The 17298-nt window shown below is 59.3% G+C and carries 13 protein-coding genes and 1 pseudogene; 5 read left to right on the forward strand and 9 right to left on the reverse strand.

Annotation, left to right across the window (positions count from 1 at the left end; genetic code table 11):
- Positions 1-1590 precede the first annotated feature (1590 nt).
- Positions 1591-2916, reverse strand: a complete 1326-nt coding sequence (locus ACFQDM_RS12305; RefSeq protein ID WP_377379455.1) for a serine hydrolase domain-containing protein — start codon at positions 2914-2916, stop codon at positions 1591-1593.
- Positions 2917-3972: 1056 nt separating this feature from the next.
- Here ACFQDM_RS12305 and ACFQDM_RS12310 point away from each other — a divergent pair.
- Positions 3973-4704 (forward strand): replication initiation protein, encoded by a 732-nt coding sequence (locus ACFQDM_RS12310; protein WP_377379457.1) that lies wholly within the window; start codon positions 3973-3975, stop codon positions 4702-4704.
- Positions 4705-4714: 10 nt separating this feature from the next.
- On the opposite strand, the gene ACFQDM_RS12315 is transcribed toward ACFQDM_RS12310, so the two are convergent.
- From ACFQDM_RS12315 to ACFQDM_RS12325, 3 genes are all read right to left on the reverse strand, one after another.
- Positions 4715-5050, reverse strand: coding sequence for a stability/partitioning determinant (locus ACFQDM_RS12315; RefSeq protein WP_377379459.1), 336 nt, complete (start codon positions 5048-5050; stop codon positions 4715-4717).
- On the reverse strand, positions 5047-5718 hold the full coding sequence (locus ACFQDM_RS12320) for an AAA family ATPase (RefSeq protein ID WP_377379461.1): 672 nt from the start codon (positions 5716-5718) through the stop codon (positions 5047-5049). The genes ACFQDM_RS12315 and ACFQDM_RS12320 overlap by 4 nt, the downstream gene beginning before the upstream one ends.
- 397 nt (positions 5719-6115) lie before the next feature.
- Entirely contained in the window at positions 6116-7033 is a 918-nt protein-coding gene (locus ACFQDM_RS12325; RefSeq protein WP_377379481.1) for a recombinase family protein, read from the reverse strand.
- A 273-nt stretch (positions 7034-7306) separates the two neighbouring features.
- Between ACFQDM_RS12325 and ACFQDM_RS12330 the strand changes: the two genes are divergently transcribed.
- Positions 7307-8518, forward strand: coding sequence for a helix-turn-helix domain-containing protein (locus ACFQDM_RS12330; RefSeq protein WP_377379463.1), 1212 nt, complete (start codon positions 7307-7309; stop codon positions 8516-8518).
- A gap of 52 nt (positions 8519-8570) precedes the next feature.
- Here ACFQDM_RS12330 and ACFQDM_RS12335 read toward each other — a convergent pair.
- Positions 8571-8814, reverse strand: a pseudogene (locus tag ACFQDM_RS12335) (transposase); the annotation flags it as partial.
- Positions 8815-8906: 92 nt separating this feature from the next.
- On the opposite strand from ACFQDM_RS12335, the gene ACFQDM_RS12340 reads away from it, so the two are divergent.
- A complete protein-coding gene (locus ACFQDM_RS12340) occupies positions 8907-9491 on the forward strand; it encodes a hypothetical protein (RefSeq protein ID WP_377379465.1) in 585 nt (194 codons plus the stop codon).
- Positions 9492-9508: 17 nt separating this feature from the next.
- Complete coding sequence (locus tag ACFQDM_RS12345) at positions 9509-10591, forward strand: cache domain-containing protein (RefSeq protein ID WP_377379467.1); 1083 nt, start codon at positions 9509-9511, stop codon at positions 10589-10591.
- Here ACFQDM_RS12345 and ACFQDM_RS12350 read toward each other — a convergent pair.
- From ACFQDM_RS12350 to ACFQDM_RS12360, 3 genes are all read right to left on the reverse strand, one after another.
- Positions 10575-12554 (reverse strand): glycosyltransferase family 2 protein, encoded by a 1980-nt coding sequence (locus ACFQDM_RS12350; RefSeq protein WP_377379469.1) that lies wholly within the window; start codon positions 12552-12554, stop codon positions 10575-10577. The genes ACFQDM_RS12345 and ACFQDM_RS12350 overlap by 17 nt on opposite strands.
- A 1-nt stretch (position 12555) precedes the next feature.
- Positions 12556-13725 (reverse strand): HlyD family efflux transporter periplasmic adaptor subunit, encoded by a 1170-nt coding sequence (locus ACFQDM_RS12355; RefSeq protein WP_377379471.1) that lies wholly within the window; start codon positions 13723-13725, stop codon positions 12556-12558.
- Between the two features lie 89 nt (positions 13726-13814).
- Complete coding sequence (locus tag ACFQDM_RS12360; RefSeq protein WP_377379473.1) at positions 13815-14849, reverse strand: glycosyl hydrolase family 8; 1035 nt, start codon at positions 14847-14849, stop codon at positions 13815-13817.
- A gap of 503 nt (positions 14850-15352) precedes the next feature.
- Here ACFQDM_RS12360 and ACFQDM_RS12365 point away from each other — a divergent pair.
- Positions 15353-16534 carry a Fic family protein gene (locus tag ACFQDM_RS12365; RefSeq protein ID WP_373946675.1) on the forward strand — a complete coding sequence of 394 codons (1182 nt, stop codon included), beginning with the start codon at positions 15353-15355 and terminating at the stop codon, positions 16532-16534.
- A 413-nt stretch (positions 16535-16947) separates the two neighbouring features.
- Here the strand turns inward: ACFQDM_RS12365 and ACFQDM_RS12370 are convergent.
- Positions 16948-17298: SDR family NAD(P)-dependent oxidoreductase (locus ACFQDM_RS12370; protein WP_377379475.1), on the reverse strand; the 351-nt coding region annotated here is incomplete at its 5' end.

A 17298-nucleotide genomic window follows, 5' to 3' on the forward strand; every position in this document is an offset into this window, starting at 1 on the left:
CGTAGAGGTGGCAGTGAAGCTCCAGAACCGCGTGAAGCCGGATTTTGGGATCACCCTACCTGAAACAGAAACAGGCCCTCAGCGGCCCTATATGAGGACTGAAATCATGACCTGCACCTGGCTCCCCGTCTCCATCCTCTCGGGAACCTGCATCTGGGCCTGCTTCGGCATCAGCATCTGGTTCTGAGAGCCAGTTTCCAAAATTAGCACTTTGACCAGATCCAGATCCAAGATATCCAGGGACTGGGGGCTGGATCTAAAACAGGTTCGGGTTCGGCCAGGGGTATCGCTGTCGGCGACCCCGAAGCTAACTTCTAGAACTTGAGAACTCTTTTTTTCTCTAGAAGAAGTCAAGGATAAGAAAGAATAGTTTAGACTTTAGAAAATCAGAACTTCCAGAAGTTAATTTTATATATTTATGTTTCGGAAAAGTTTGTCCTCTGCTTCTTTTTATAGCGTCCTCGGGGGTCAAACGCTATTCTGAGCATTGTCTCTACATCTTACCCACCGTTCAAGTGTTTGTTAAATATATTCAAATTTAAACTTCGCGAAGTCAGGTAGTGGTTAGCACTGACCAATGTTCAGGTTGGAACTAACCCGTTCTCTTGTCGGCAGAAGAGCATGAATGGCCAAGAAAAAGTTCTTTTACATTTCCGACAAATTAAGTAATGGCGCTTTCTTGACCGTCATCGCTATGGCCTGAGAGATCTAGTTTGCCATACTCCATCGAACTGATGAAGCAGAAGTGGGACACCGCGGCTTATCGGTCACCCTTTCAGGAGTGCATCTCCTTTTGCACGAGAGCATGCCCGCAGGGCAGTGATGGTCAGCTCCAGATCCGCGTAAAGCAAAGTTTTGGCATCACCCTACCTGAAACTAAAACGGGCTCTCAGCAGCCAGACCGAGGCGCTGAAATGCCATTCGAGATCCTGAGCCGGATGCGGCTCCTGAACTCTGATAACCAGCGGTCCTATGATCGCCAAGTCAGCGTCATGCACCATGCCGCCCCGTCCTTAAACCTAAACCGGGCTCGGACGGTCACGATGTAAGAAGCGGCAGTTAAATCAACATATCTGTCATTGCAGGAACTGGCATCTAGTTCGGGTCAAGGTTCCAAAAGCGAACTAGACCTGATGTGGGGTCTGGCGCTGATCCAGAACCGGGCACGGGGACAAGCTTAGCTGAAAGGGGACAATAAGCTGAACGACAAAGTTTGACCGCATGCCCCTACTGGGTGCGCACTTCTCGTTTTGCATAAACATACCCTCAGAGGTGTAGGCTGAAGCCCAAGAACGACGCAAAGCCTAGTTTGGTGCCATCCTACATAAACCTGAAACAGGCCCTTAGCGAGCCGCGATGCAGACCCTCAAATACATTTCTAAATCGCGTGTTCCAGACGGAGCCCGTATGCTGCTCACGGGAGGGCTCAACTGTGACGACCTGCGGCAGTGGCTCCTCCAGCAACTGTTGGAGCTGCGGTTTTTTGTCCCCGACTCCAAACAAGGCGCCAACGATGGTCGGAGTTTTTGATGGACCCCGACCCATCGAGCTTTCTGTGCCATGTCAAAAGGTCTGAACAATCATTACCGCTTATTGGAGAGCGGCCTCCTGACTTTCATTCGGCGCTTCACCCGTGATCGCCTGGTAGACGAGCTGCATCACGTGACGGCGATAGTATGCCCTGCTAGGGCCCGCGCGTTGGGACATAAACACGGTTACGAGATCGTATTCCGGGTCGACCCAGAAATAGGTTCCCCCATAGCCTGCCCACATGAACTGGCCTTCCGCGCCGGGGACGCTGGCGATGCCGTCATCTTCGCGCACCATGACGCCAAGGCCGAACGTGTAGCCGGGCGATCCCATAAGAAGCTGGCCCGGACCTGCGCCCGGATCGATCTCGCCGAGGTGGTCTGAGGCCATGAGCCGTACCGTGGTGGGGCTCAGGATCCGCACGCCGTCAAGTTCGCCGTCATTGGCGAGCATCTGTGCAAAGCGAAGGTAGTCGCCGGCAGAGGAGACCGCCCCTGCGCCACCGGAGTCATTGGCGGGCGGCTGGCTCACGTCGATCATCGGCAAGGGCTCTTGGCTTCCCGGATCGGTAGCGAAGGGTTCGGCAAGCCGCGTCGCGGCGTTTTCGGGCACGTGGAAGCCGCTGTCCTGCATCTGGAGGGGGCCGAACACGCGCTCCTCGAGGAAATCGCCAAGTCGCTGGCCAGAGACCTTTTCGACGACCCGGCCCAGCACGTCCGTCGAAAGGCTGTACTCCCACTGGGTCCCGGGCTGTCGTGCGAGGGGCGCACGGCCCAGGCCCGCCACCTGCTCGTCGCCGGAGACCCCTCGTGCGTCGAAGGCCATGCCATCGGGATTGAAGGCACTTGCTTCGGCATAGGCAGCCTTGACCGCCTCGTTCTGGGTCAGCTCGCCGTAGGCGAGGCCTGATGTGTGCCGCAATAGGTCCTGAACCGTCATCGGGCGGTCGGTGGGCTCAGCCCCCTGCCCCGCATCGTCGCCAGCACTGACCTCCAGCCCTTCGAACTCGGGCAGGAACTTGTGCACCGGATCGGAGAGCTGCAGCTTGCCTTCCTCCATGAGGATCAGGGCAGCGACGGAGGTCAGCGGTTTGGTCATCGAGTAGATCCGGAAGATCGCGTCATCGACCATCGCTGTATCGGCCTCAGGTGCGAGTTCACCGACCGCTGCCGTGTAGACAAGCTGTCCGTCGCGGGCGACCATGATCACCGCACCGGGCAGTTCGCCGCGGCCAACTTCGGCCTCGAACGCTGTGCCGATGCGGTCGAGACGCTCGGAAGACATGCCTACCGTGTCCGGCTCGGCGGTTGGAAGGGCTTGTGCCCATACTCCTGCGGCCGAGAGTGCGGCAGCACTCCAGATCGCCAGACCCATCATCAGCTTCATGCGATTTCCTCCTCGTTCGGTGCGTTGCATTCGCCCCGAATTGCGTAGCCGCGGCGATGAGCGCCGCAGCCAGGCGCCTCCTCCGCGCCTTGGGTCAGGCTAGCGGCGACAGCTGAGACGGTCAATTAGGAGGAGGTTCGCAGGCATTGGCCTGGAGGGCGATGTCGCGAGGACGCATCCAGCGGAAGATCGGTGCCGAATGCCATCTGCCTCTTTGAGCCCTCGCGGGCGCAGTTCGAGGACACGGCGAGCGAAGCTGCAGTAGTAGTTCGATGCCATGTTACGCCCAGATCGGCTGGCCGAGGCGTTGACTGGCGCGGGAGTGGCAGGGCGATCGGTACTCCCTTGCAGCCGGTCACCTGAATGCCATGCGCGTGGTGTGCCGTGATGGTTGACTACTGGATGCACGACAGGCTCGGTCTCTGGGATAGACTGGTTGCAGGCGTGTTATACGTGATGACCGGCAGAGGAGCCGTCTCAGTCGCCCTAGTGCTGTGGTTGATCATCATACCATTGGAGAATGGCCAATCAGACTCAATGGCAGCGGCGCTCGAAGAGGTTCGTGCGCTGGCGCCGTATAAGTTGGATCACAGTTCTTACGGCTGGCTGGATGACCGCACGTAGTCTCCTACCCTTCTCACCAGACCCTTAGCTCATAACCAGAGGAGGTCTCTTTGCGTTTGGGGGACATGTAAGGTGTCCCCATTTCAGCAACCTTCTTCTCTTCTCTTTCTTCTTCTTCGTCGTGGATAACCATATGATATAAATAATTAAATTAGCATGACGATAACTTTGTGGGTGATTTAAGGAAACCTTCGGGGTGATTCTCGATAACCAATGGGGTGATCTATCGTAACCAACCGGGTGATATGGCGATCGGGCTAACCCGACCTATCGTAACCAATGGGGTGATTTCACGGTAAGGGGTTCTCCGTTTCCCCAAAAAGGCTATCATCAGCCTAAAAATCGGGGCAGGCAGGCATGATGAAGTCGGAAAATCACCCAATAAGTTACAATCCAAAGCGCACCCTCGAAATACGGCCTCTTGGCGGTGAGATGATCAAGCCTGCGGAGCTAATTGATATCCAGGGCGCCACCGGATTATCGCTAGCCGCTCGTCGCCTTTACAATCGACTGCTCGCAAATGCCTTTGGTCCGGACATGGGCTATGAAGGCCGAGACTTCAGCATCCCTCTTTCTGAGCTTCGCGGCACCCATGCGGGCAATGAGCGTATTAGCGATAGCATCGAGGCACTGATGAAGACGGTGGTCATCGTCAGGGGCCTCGACGGACGCACGACGCGGGTACAGCTGCTGGGCGGTAACGACATGGTTGATAGCGAGCGGCGCCATGGGATGCTGACCTACAGCTTCGACAAGCGCCTGGCCCCCCTCCTCCGCGAAAGCGTTGTCTTTGCGAAGCTGGAACTCGCCGCGCTCCAGGCGTTCGGGACCAAGTACGGCCTAGCACTGTATGAGGCCCTATCCCGCCGCGTTCGGCTTCATCATGTCTTTCACGAGGACTTCGACGTTGAGGCCTTCCGTAATCTTCTAGGTGTGCCTGAGGGAAAGTTGCCAAGCTTTGGAAACCTACGGCAGAAAGCGATCGATCCCGCGATTGCAGAAGTAATCAAGCTCGCACCTTTCTCCTGCGATGTAGAGCCGGTCGAGCGCGTCGGCAGGAAGGTGACCAAGGTTCGCCTGCGCTGGTGGGTGAAGACCGTAGACGAGATGAAGGCCGTCTACGCCGAAAGCCATACCCAGCACTCGCTGCTTCTGGAAAGCTAATTGGTATCGGTTAGCTACCAGCTATCTTTTTCCGTAGCAGGTCGACGGCCACCTCAAAGGCTTCCCCTACCCCAATGCCCATCTCATCAGCTGCGGCATAGAACTGTTCCAGCGTCTCAGGCTTGGCCTTGATGTTGATCTGGGCGTTGCGCCCTGTCCTGCGCCGGCGCTGCGCCTTCTGAGGCTGTTCAGGTGCCTTCGCAGCTGGGCTTGGCTCGCGACGCGTGAATCCCGCCTCAGCGGCCGCCTGAGGCTCTGGTGCGGGTTTCTGGCGTTTGGTCGGCTCGAAGCCCCCCAAGTCGCTCAGAGCGTCACCGAAACCGATCTTCGCCCGCGTGCCGGTCATTGTGCAGCCTCCCGGATCATCGCCACCAGCTCGCCTGTGAATTCCTTGGCGTTGTCGATCGCCTTTTCGATGTTGCTGGTCTGAGAGGGGTCGAGCGCCTTGAGTGTCCCGCCAAAGTCAAACAGGTCGCGATAGGCTGCCCGCTCTACGATGGCGGTCTGGAACACTGGCACCCCCGCCTCGTCCAGCTCGCTGGCCACGTTTTTGAGGCTGCGGGAACGGATCGCTGCACTGGTCCGGGTCAGGACTACTGCATGAGGGATGGTGCGGCGTGCCATCTTGGCCTGTGAAGCAATTAGTTTCAGTACCTTAGCCCCCCCTTTTGCATCCATGCTCGAACCCTGGAGCGGGATAGTCACGAAGTCTGACATTCCGATCGCATTGGCCACCATCAGCGAGGCGGTCCCCTCCAAGTCCACGATGACAAAATTGGCCTGCGCAGCCTCCCGCTCAATCACGTCGACAATCGTGTCCTCTGTCACGTCACTGATGATCCGCACAGTCTCAGGCTTGCCTGGCAGATTACCCCACTGCGAGATCCAACGCTCCGGGTCTGCATCGATGATGGTGACCGATGCCCCAGCCTCGGCCAACTGGATTGCAGCCAGCAAGGCGGTCGTGGTCTTCCCTGCCCCGCCTTTGGGGTTCGCAAAGCTGATTGTCGGCATGTCTAATCCTACTTCTTTTTTAACAAAGAACCTCGTTAGCGTGATTTTTGCAAGTCACTATCTGGTAGCTACTAGTTATTATAGTTAAGCTAGTAGCTATCTATTAATTGACGATATCTAGTAGCTACCAGATAAGCTTAACGTCAGAAACACTGGATAGCTACTGATTAGATATCTGATAGCTACTAAATATTTGTATAGTATCTATAAGATATCTTTACGTCTGGTAGGTTGTTACCAAAAGTAGTGGATTTGTAACTTACTTCATCGAAACGCCTAAGTGGCGGGCTACGTCGACAAGTTTGCTCCAGTGGGGCAGGGGGTGTAATCGAGCAGGCTAATGCTGCAGCAATCACACGAAATAGGCTTACAGCACGTGTGGAACTAGCCGAAGAACTCATACGTCGCGTGGAGGTATGTCCTCAGCTGGTAGCGACAGCATCCCCAGCTTCTCAGCCTGTGCCAGCAGCATCTTGACCGACGAGGGTTGCCACGTTGTCCGACCGCGCGGGGTCCGTTCGCGCATCGCCTCCAGACGATCGCAGATGGCCTGCAGGGTGATCTGGGGGTCAGCCCCCTGTATCGCAGCCACGATCGCCGGCAGACGGTCGTCGCCAACGCGCCTTGCGGCACGCCCGAGCACCTCTTCGGGCAGGAAGCCGTCCCGAACATAGGCCCGCACAGCCCTTAGAAGCCGCGGCTGTGTCCATTGTCGGTTCTGGGGCAACGATGCATTGATGATCCGCAGGATATCCTCCCAGGCCATGTGTGGGCGCAGCCTGCGGACATGGGGAACCCAGTCCGCTGCGGTCTGGGCAACGCGTCCCATGTAGCCATCATGCCGTGCCAGGCGTACCTTGCGAAGCGCCTCCGGGTTTCGGGCACGCAGACCGGGATTTCCGCCGATCCGCCCTTCTAGACGTGCGCTGGCCAGTCCCGCTTTGGTCCGTTCGCGGATCAATGCCCGCTCGAACTCGGCCGCAGCCCCCAGCACCTGGAGGGTGAACTTTCCCTGGGGCGATGCCGTATCGATCGGATCCTCGATCGAGCGAAAGAACGCACCCTTTGCTTCGAGCTGCTCGATGATCTCCAGCAGGTGCGAGAGAGACCGGGCCAGTCGGTCGATCCGAACGACGACCAGTGTGTCTCCCTTGCGGATACCGTCCAGGACACTCGTCAGGACGGGGCGGGCGCGATTGCCACCGGACCCATGCTCCTCGCGGATGACTGAGCAACCTGCGGCTCTTAGAACCTGGGCCTGGGGCAGCAGTGTCTGATCATCTGTAGAGACGCGGGCATAGCCAATCAGCGGCATGGAGGGCCATCTTTCAAAATATGTAGACGTCAGTAAACGACCGTTTGTAAAAAGATGCAATGCCGATATCTGCGTCTGCCGTACGGATGCGCAGAGCCTTTGCGTCCAGCAGGGGACGGAATTTGGCGCCTCCGTGCACTCTCTGAGCAGTATTCCAATGCCTCGGGATCTCATCTGCCTGAGTGGCGCAATATAGGAGATTTCAGTCCATATCTAAAACTACTAGGCAACTGCAAAATGCTGGCAATATACTAAACTGTTGGCAGTATAATCATGGGTTATCAGATGGGTGTCGGATCGCTTCTTTTGAGTGCCGAGACCCACGCAGCGAGGGTTGAGGGCATTCTCCTGGCCGACCCCGCCCTGGCTGCACTGTGGCGGATGGAGACGAGCCTTCTGGAGGCTGCCGCCTCGGTCGGGCTTGAAGGTGAGCGCATCTCCACGCAGGGGATGGTGCTGCGTCTTACCAGCGGCACCGCGATGGACGAGGATGCCCGGGCGGCCGAGATGGCCCTGAAGGTTCTGACCGTCATCCGGCGACCCGGGGATCCGTTCGGCGCGCCGGTCGCGGCTCTGCGCCGGATCGAAGTGGCCGCCGCGCCCATCGGTCAGACACGTGACGAGGGTGATCGTCTCGAGGATGCGGAGCTGCCCCTGGTCGTGGAGGCTGGTCGCACTTGGTCCCACGTTCCGATCCTGGCGGGATGGCGCGCGGCGGCCAACTATGCCTTCCGCTCCCGGCGGAGCAGCCCGGTTGCCGAGCGGCTGATCTTCATGGCCGTGGAGGGTGCCGCCCGTCATCTGCAGGGCCTGTCTCCTGATCGAAGGGTCGACCGCGATGAGCTGGACGAGAGGGCAGGGGGCCTGCTGATGCCGGCAGTTGCCGGGTGGATCGTGCCGCCCTCCGTGTCGCTGACCCGCACCGGCTTCCGGGTCTGGTCGCCGGTGACCGGGTTGGCCTCGTTCCTGGAGGCCGCCACGCGGAGCCTCTCACATGATCTCGGTCATCTGGGGACCCTGCGCCATGAGCTGGCGCGTCTCTCGGCCATGACGTCGTCTGCACATGGGCGGTCGCGCCTTGGCGACCTGATCACCTATCTGAAGACGCAGCCGGTCGTCAGCTCGGCGATGGTCATGGATCATCTCGGCGTGACGCGCCGGACGGCCCTGTCGCTAATTAGCGAACTCGTCGATGCCGACTGCCTCAGCAATCTCACCGCCCGCAGCACCTCCCGGTTCTGGGCGCTGCCCTCCCTGGCCGCACGGATGGGACATGCGGGAGGGGCTGGGACGGTTCCTCGCGGTGTGCTCGCCGGCCGGGAAGGATCACGCGGAAACCTGAAGCCAAGCGGTCACTTGGATCGGCTTCGGGAGGAACGTGACGAGGGCCAGCTTGACCGGATCATGGCGGATCTCGATGCCGCGATGTCGGGCCTGGATGATGTCGTGCGGCGGGCGGGGGGTCGAGAGCGGAAAGAAGAGTAGGGTTGCTTGAACCGCGACGGGCTGGATGAGGCTCCAGCCTCATCGATCGGCAAAGCCAGAACATAAGGAAGGCAGCGAGCGCGACTGCTGAGAGGAAGGTCTTTGCGCACCTGTCGTAGCGGGTGGCAATGCGGCGGCGGCCCTTCAGGTAGCCGAACATGATCTTAATTCGATTGCGCCGCCTGAATTTGCGCTTGTCATAGCAGAGGACCGTGCCGCGCGACTTCTGGCCCGGGATGCAGGGGACGTATCCCCTCGTCCTTCAAAGTCTCCCTGAACCAGCCAGCCTCATAGCTGCAGTCAACACCAACGAAACTATTCTGAGGCTATTACAGCACTTCGATACATGTTCTAGTTGTATAGCAACACTCGTGCTGGGGAAGTCGTTATGGTCGACTGTTTGAAACTCAAGGTCGTAGCAGGGATCGCTTTGTGCGTCTGTCTATCGCAGCAGGCGGCCGCCGACGGGTACTTCCTGCAGGCTGATCTCGGGGGTCAAACCCAAGGGCTTGTCGCTGCTTCCAGCACAGGAGCTATCAGTTATGGCTTCAACGCGGTGAAATATGAAGGTGGGCGCGCGGGCGCCATCAGCGTGACTCATGCTTGGCCACTTGGAGACATCGCGACCATCAAGGCGGGGCCAACCATAGGGTTCGAGAGAGAAGACGGGCAGGGCACCGATATCGCTGGAGGGGCCAAGGCATCGATAGAACGGTATAGCCCCTCCTCGTTTGGGGCGACCTATGTCTTGGCCGACTTCAGCACCGTCAACGATTCATGGTTCCTGCTGACACAGGCGACATTCCAAGCCCCAGGGGTGAGTGTGGAACTGTCGCGGGGTGGCAGCAACTCCTACCATGAAACGACCGTTGCCCTGCAGAAGAACCTCTCGGATAGCCCTTTCAAACTGCGCCTTGGCTACAAGGTAAGCTCAGAAGAGCTGTTCGCAGGCATTGCCGTAAATACGTTTTGAGGCTTGAAATGACCGCAATGCCCACCCTGACACTACGCCGTTCCGTGATCCTGTTCTGCCTCTCCTGCCTGATGGCGGTGACCGTGGTCTGCGCCAGCTTCGTTCTGCTGCGGGGGGACCGGTTCACCGACAGTACCTTAGCTTTCGCCTCGCGGTTCCGCACGACAGCTGCTGCAGGTGAGCTGGCACGTACGTTGGAACGCGATTGGCGCAATCTGGTCTTTTTGACCGAACGGGCCGGAACCCTTAGCCCGCAAGAGCTGTCTTATCTCCTGGCTGGGGCAGGGGGCGACGGTACGCGGATTTCTTGGGTCGGATATGCCGATCTTGGCGGCACAGTAGTCGCAGCGACCGACGACCTGCTGGTTGGTCAAGATGTCAGCGCACGACCGTGGTACCGAAACGGTCTGTCGGGCGGGTTTGCGGGCGATGTCCACGATGCACTTCTATTGGCGCAGCTGCTTGGCGGGGACGCAGAACAGCCGTTGCGCTTCATCGACCTGGCACGCCCGGTTTTGGATCAGAACGGCGACGTAGCCGGTGTCATCGGGATGCACATCAATGCCGATTGGTTGGCAGACTATCTTGCCGGCACGGCAGAGCGGTTCGGTATCGACCTGTTCCTGATCGACCCGAGCGGAGCGATCTCAGCGTCGTCCTCAGACCAAGCACCGACAGAGGCCGACTTGCAGATCTTGCGCTCGGCGCAGGCGGGGATCGGCGCTGAGGGGCGTGAGACTTGGCCAGACGGCCGCGACTATTTTTCGACCGTGGTACCGCAGGTCACATCAGGTGACCTGCCCAGCTTTGGATGGCGGATGATCGGTCGTCTTGATGCCAGCACGGTCCGCTTCGGGGTCGATCTTGTCCGAAACGGTGCGCATTATGCGGCGCTTCTCGCCCTGGCGCTGGTGACGCTGATCACACTTATTTATGCGCGTGTCGTGCTGGCGCCGATCGCGCGCCTGGCCGCATCGGCAGAGCAGATCTCTGAAGGCTCACAGGACTATCCCGCCAATAGCCGCATCACGGTTGAGGCGGCACAGCTGTCAACCGCGCTGGCACGCTTGCAGCGCGATCCGGTCAGCGGCGAGAGCTGAACGACAGTCGCCGACCCATACCCGCCAGAATGCCGCCAAGCTGTGCTCGCCCTATGCCCGGGGCCGCACCCTCGGCATAAAAACGCAGCATCAGGGCTTCGCGCTGGTCTGGGGTTGGCATAAGGCGGATGCGGTTGCCGTCCACCGTCTCGGCGATGACGGTTGCAGGAATGTCGCCGATCTTGGCGATCCGCAGCTTGGCCTCGGTGCCTGCAGGATAGATCTTACCGCGCAGTCTGGCCTCATCCATGTTCATCGCGCTGATCCACTGACGCCGGATATCGCCCTCAACCACGAAGACGGCGCGATCTGGCAAGTCGGCAATATGGCGTTCCCGGCGCGGCAGCTCGATGCAGGCAAGAACGGTCAGTGTCAGGACGAACACGTTGTAGATCGTCCAGAAGATTACGACCCATTTGCCGTCGCCTGCATCGTTGAATGCGAACCGGTCAGACAGGATGCCGATGGTCAGGCCAAGAAGGGTCAGCACCAGCAGGATCAGGAACGGTCGCATCAAGGCCCACTGGACAGTGACCTTGGTGCGGTCGCCCCCCTTGGCCGTCACTGAAAACGGATGCCCCTTGGGTCGGAACATGCCGGTGAATGCCGCGCGGCTGATCGCGATCGCGCCGATCAACTGGCTGACGTCATGCAAGATCGGTACGAACATTCCCGGCATCAGCGTCCGAAGGACCAAAAATGACCACAGGAAATAACACCCGAAGAACGTGATCACGTCGGGCAGGGACGCGTCCACCACGATGATGTTGAAGAACCAGTACAGCAACGGATAGACGACCACTGCGATGCGGAACGGGAAGCTGGTCATCCAGAAGAAGATGGAATCGATGACGCTCCAGCGATCGCGCAGGCGCAATTTGCTGGCCGACAGAGGGCCTAGGCTGGAGCGGGCAATCTGCATCAGCCCCAGGCACCAGCGCGCGCGCTGCGTCACATATTCCTTGAGCCCTTCAGGGGCGAGCCCCTCGGTCAGGGGTTCGGACAGATAGACGGTCTTGAGCCCGCGTTCCTGCAAGGCCAGTGTCAGCATGAAATCTTCAGTGACGCTCTCCGTCGGAAAGCCGCCGATCTCGCGAAGCGCGGACCAGCGGCATATGGATGACGTCCCGCAGCAGATGGCGATCCCCCACCCGTCACGACAGGGCTGCATGTGATCGAAGAAGAACCGCTGTTCGTCGGGATAGGACTGGCTGATCCCGAGATTGTGCTGGATTGGGTCGGCATTGAAGAAGTGCTGGGGGGTCTGGACCAGTGCCACGTCGGGATCATGAAACAGCGCCAGACTGCGCCCCAGAAAGCCGCGATGGGGAACGAAGTCAGCGTCCAGAACAGCCACAAAATCTGGTGGAACTGGGTCCTCGGCCAGACGATCCAGCGCGTGGTTGATGTTGCCTGCCTTGGACCCCTTGTTGTCTGGACGACGCATGTATCGGACCTGCTGTTGCGCGCAATAGTCGCGAAGCCAGTCCCGGCGGCTGTCGTCAAGAACCAGGACTTCCTTGTTCCTATGGCGCAGGAACTTGGCGCCGATGATGGTGCGTTCTAGAACCTCCAGGTCCTCATTGTACGTGGCAATCAGGATGGCGACCCGTGGTTCGGTTTCACCCCACCACCCCTCGTGGGCGTCCGCCTCGGCGCTGCGGATCTTGATGCGCGACATGATCACGAAGGCGCTGACCGATCCCATCAGCGCAAGAAACTCGAGCGCGAACAGCGACCAGCTTGCGAGCATGTCCAAGGTCAGGCCGGGTGGCGCCAGCGTCTCGGTTCCCCGCCACCAGATATAGCGAACGGCCAGCAGAAAGCCGATGCCCAGCAGGATCGAGCGGTGCAGGGTGTCGTGGACATTCACCCATGATCGGAGGGTGAGACCTACGCCAAGGACCAGCAACAGATGAACCGTGCTAGACCCCAGCTGGCTGAACAGCAGGACGTCCGGCATCTCAGTTGAATAGCCCGCGGAGGCCGTCCAGCGGGCGCGTCTCGAAAAAGGCACGTCCCGTTTGGCCGATGACACAGTTGTCCGCGCCCCCGTCGCGCAGTGCAGGAACGATCAGTGCCACGTCGAATCGTTCTAGATGTTTCTGGCTGGGAGCGACCGCCATCGCTTGATAGATCGTAGCGGCGCCGCTTCCGGCAAGGCGGGCGACAGTGGCATCATGAACTTCAGACGAACCCGCAAGTCTGAAGCGCGCGGACTGGCCGACAGCCAGATCATTGTAGGTGCGTTCAGTCACCGACAGGGTCACCACCGTGGAACTGCAATCCACGAGCCGCAGCAGCGGATCGCCGCGCTGAACGTTGACTCCGTCGGCCTGAAGCACGTCCCAGAAGATCCCGGTTACAGGGCTTTGCAGATCGCCGCCGATCTGGCTGTTGACCCGCAGACGTTCTCGGTCGGTACGCTCACCGACCGCGGTCAGCCTGGCATCGGCTTCGGCCAGACGCGTGTTCAGGGTCGCGATTTCACTGCGCAATTCGACGCTGCGCTGTTCGGCATTGGGTGCGTCGTTGTACCCGTCGCCCAGAAACACGCCCTGTTGCGCAGCGTTTAGCGCGATCTGCAGGATCGCCACGCGTTCGCGCGCATGATCAAGCACCAGCGCATGCAGCCGTGGTTCGGCAGGCAGGCGCTGGTCGTCCTCCTCGACCGCGTCCAGCAGGCGCGGGTCGGGCACAGCGGCTTGCTCTTGCTCCAGAATGGCCAGACGCGATCGGGCGTGCGTTAGGCGCGTTCGCAGCTCTTCCAGCCGGTTCGTGCGAAAGATGTCCGCACGTCGGTCCAGGTCGTCGCGGATGGCACCGGTTTCTGCCAACAACTCCGCGATCTGAGCGCGCGCAGCCTCCTCCAGCCGGACTTCCATCAGCAGATCATTGAGCCTGACGCGATCGACGATCGGGTCTTCAATGCTGGCCAGCACCTCGCCTTGCGTAACCCGTCCGCCCAACTGTCTCTCGGGGATCGTTAGGTTTCCGGCAACCGGCGCCCGGATCGTGACGATCGGTGCGTTGACTACGGCATCCGCGCTCGCCCCGGACATCTGCTCGCCCACGATCACCCAGATCGACAAGAGGATCAGGAGGATCCCGATAACTGGTCTGCTGTATTTCATGAGAGATGCAACCCAAGCTGATGATTTCTTTTAGTTCAGCTTAAGCGAGTAATTCATGCCGGTCACCACCATCTGGAGATGTTTTTCCCTTATTGCGGCGGCGTGTTGCATCCCCCTTCCCGGAAGGCCAGATCGACAAGCATCAGCAGGGTATCGGAATAATAGTCAGCACCAATGCGTGCTGATGAAGCATCAAGAGATGCACAATCTATCAAGCGTCGAATGGCGGTGAATCCAACTCGGTCGCTTGCCTGAAGCACCTCTCCTTGGGGTGCCGCCTCAACGACAACATGTCCCGGCAAGGCACCGTCGCTCATCAGGCTCGCTGCCGACCGCACTGCCGGGTGATCGGTTCTGTTCGACCAGGCCAGATAAAGAGGGATGCGGAGAGCGTCATATCCCCATCGAAAGTCATGCTCTAAAGGCTTTGCGAAACCTGCCCGTGTTACATCCACCCAGTTGGGCAGGAAGCCAGTGGCTGCCAGTTCGGCAAGTACGGTTTCTCCATGATCGGCTGCCTGAACGAGCGCAGGCTCACCCGCAGCTTCCCCCAGCTCACGCAGGGCACGTGGCATGATGTAGGATGGGTTGATCAGCACACGATCTTCGGCATGCCTTGCTTCGGCGCCTGGCAGAAGCAGGGGTTCGTCCGCCGCCCTTGGATCCGGAGCGAGACACAGGCGCGCGATATCTCGCGCAATTCTGAGGGCAGCGTTAGTATGCTTTGTCCACCCAGAGTCCCGTCCAGCTCGAAGCAGCGCCCACGCACGAAAAAGATCGCCGTCGGTGGCATTGTGCCAGTCAGGGATATTGTTGCCCGCACCTGGCTGCCATTTCCAAGCCATCAGGCTATCATCGCGGACCGACAGATGATTGGTCGTCCAACGTTCTATCTGCTCAAAAACGTCGCGATCTCCGTGAGCCTGCGCAAGCAAAAGGCCATATCCCTGACCCTCCGAGTGAGAGATCGACCTTTGATGCTCGTCTACGATTCTGCCGGACCGGACATAACTTTGCACCCAACGTTCCCAAAGAGCGCGGGTGGCACCGGAGTAAACACCATGCGGTTTCGCGACGACGGCTGAAGCGGCCAGTTTTACCAGCCGTCGGCGTGTTATCAGCATGCCCTCGTCCACCACGCTATCGGGTTAAACTTTTGGTTGGTATCGCCCAACGCGTAACTTGCCCCACTTTACATGGAGCGTTTTGAAATATGATCGAGTCTAGGCCGTCGTGGCCGGACGCAGAGGTTCTAGAAACCTTCAGTTTCAGTTCAATTGCCGCAGAAGCAAGCGCCAATGCTCGTTGAAGGAATTTTAGGGACGTGTCGCGGTTTCGGCACGGAACCTGAAAGCTAGGGGGATCAGTCTATCAGAAGGTATAAACTTTCAGTTTTTGATGTTGGTCGCGGCACAGCATTAACTGCTAGCACTTGGTGAACTGGACCCGGCCACGTTGAGGTTCCTACAGCCTACTGACGAATAAGGGCGCATATGCATCCTAGTGTACCGAGGGACGTGTAGCCTCCACCCACAGGCTTTGCTATTTAAGGTTGCTTACCTAAGCTGGATCATTATTAAGAAAAATGACGCATTGCTTAAATAAGGGCGGAATGTAATCTACGCCTATGACCGAACCTTCACCCAATCAGCGCCATGGCCGCTTCGTCGAGACCTCTGTTGCAGGCGAAGTCGTGCGAGCATTTGTTCCACCGCCCCTCCCGCCGCAGCCGAACATTGATGTTCTGCAGCTGCTCGAAAAACTGAGCCTGGCTGAACGTGCCTTGGGCCGTCTGGATGGCATCACCATACTGCTGCCCCGCCAAGAACTCTTCCTTTACATGTATGTCCGCAAGGAGGCAGTTCTGTCTTCTCAGATCGAGGGAACACAGTCGACGCTGACCGACCTTCTGCGCTTCGAAACGGAAGCGGCGTCAGGGGAGCCAATCGACGATATCCGTGAGGTCTCGAACTACGTGGACGCCATGATGTATGGGCTGGAGCGGCTACAAGAGCTTCCCTTGTCCTTACGCCTGATCCGGGAGATGCACGAGCGACTGCTGCAAAGCGGCCGTGGTGGGACGAAGAATCCCGGGGAGTTTCGGCGGACACAGAACTGGATCGGGGGAACGCGACCTGGAAATGCCCTATTCGTTCCTCCGCCGGTGACGGAGCTGGGCGCCTGCCTTGGTGAGTTGGAACGATTCATGCATGAGGACCAATCGAAGCTGCCGGCGTTGATCAAGGCAGGGCTGCTGCACGTTCAGTTCGAGACCATACACCCCTTTCTGGATGGCAATGGTCGCATCGGACGCCTGCTGGTGACCCTGTATCTCTGCGTGAATGAAGTCCTCCGGACACCCTTGCTCTACCTCAGCCTCTATTTGAAAACCCATCGGGCCGATTATTACCGGTTGCTCCAAGAGGTGCGGGAGAAAGGCAACTGGGAAGCGTGGCTCGACTTCTTTCTCACCGGCGTTGCTGAAACTGCCAACCAGGCCTTTGATGCAGCAACACGGATCGTCAGCCTCTTCAAGGAAGACCGGGATCTGATCACGGCTGCTAGTGACCGAGCAGGCTCAGCACTCCGCATCCACGAACTGTTTCAGCAGAACCCCTTCCTGACGGCAAGCCAGCTTGTCGTAAGGACCGGACTGTCTGCACCTACAGTAAATGCTGCCTTGGCAGATTTGCAGCGTATAGGCGTGGTCGCGGAAGTCACTGGTCGCAAGCGCGGCCGGGTGTTCGGCTACCAAAGATACCTAGCGATCATCAGTGAGGGAACAGAGCCCCTGTCGCAATCCAGTTGACGTCCGTCCCTCGGCGTTCATGGTCCCCGCTAAGTGTCCAAGAACCCGTCCCGCTGTCAGGCATACGGCAACACAGCGTCTCGCAAAGGGTCCTTGTTACAAGCTCACGGAAGTGACGACCGCCGACCAAGCCACCTTCGAAAGATCGGCCTGCCCCCGCCCCCCACAGGGCCAGGCCGGCCGTCAGGCCAAGCGCGGCAATGGCCAACAGGGCGGCTTTCAGACGATCCCGGACCATGATCAGCATCCTGGCGTCGTCGCGCCGATGCACAGTCGCATCCGGGCGGGTCGCCTGCAGGGATCACATGACATGACGGCACCTTTCATGCTGGACTGAGACTGGCATCCCATGGGTGATCGGGGGATGCCCGGATGGCCTGCGACAGGGCCATGACACGCACGGATGGACCAGGTCAGACGGCGGTATAGCCGCCATCGACCAGGTGATAGCTGCCGGTGATGAAGGTCGCCCGGCGCGACAGCAGGAAACAGACCAGCGCGGACACCTCTTCGGGGGTGCCGATGCGGCCGATGGGGTGCCGGGCCGCCAGCGCGGCCAGCACGTCGGGGGTCAGGTTCGCCGTCAGCAGCGGCGTGTCGATGAATGCAGGGCCCACCGCGTTGATCCGCACGCCCTGCGCGGCATATTCGATCGCCGCGGTCCGGGTCAGGCCCAACAATGCGTGCTTGGCGGCGACATAGGGGGCCGCATGCGCGAACCCGACCGCGCCCAGGATCGAGGACATGTTCACGATCGACCCGCC

The organism is Ponticaulis profundi, from assembly GCF_042659465.1.
GTDB classification, from domain to species: Bacteria; Pseudomonadota; Alphaproteobacteria; order Caulobacterales; family Hyphomonadaceae; genus Ponticaulis; species Ponticaulis profundi.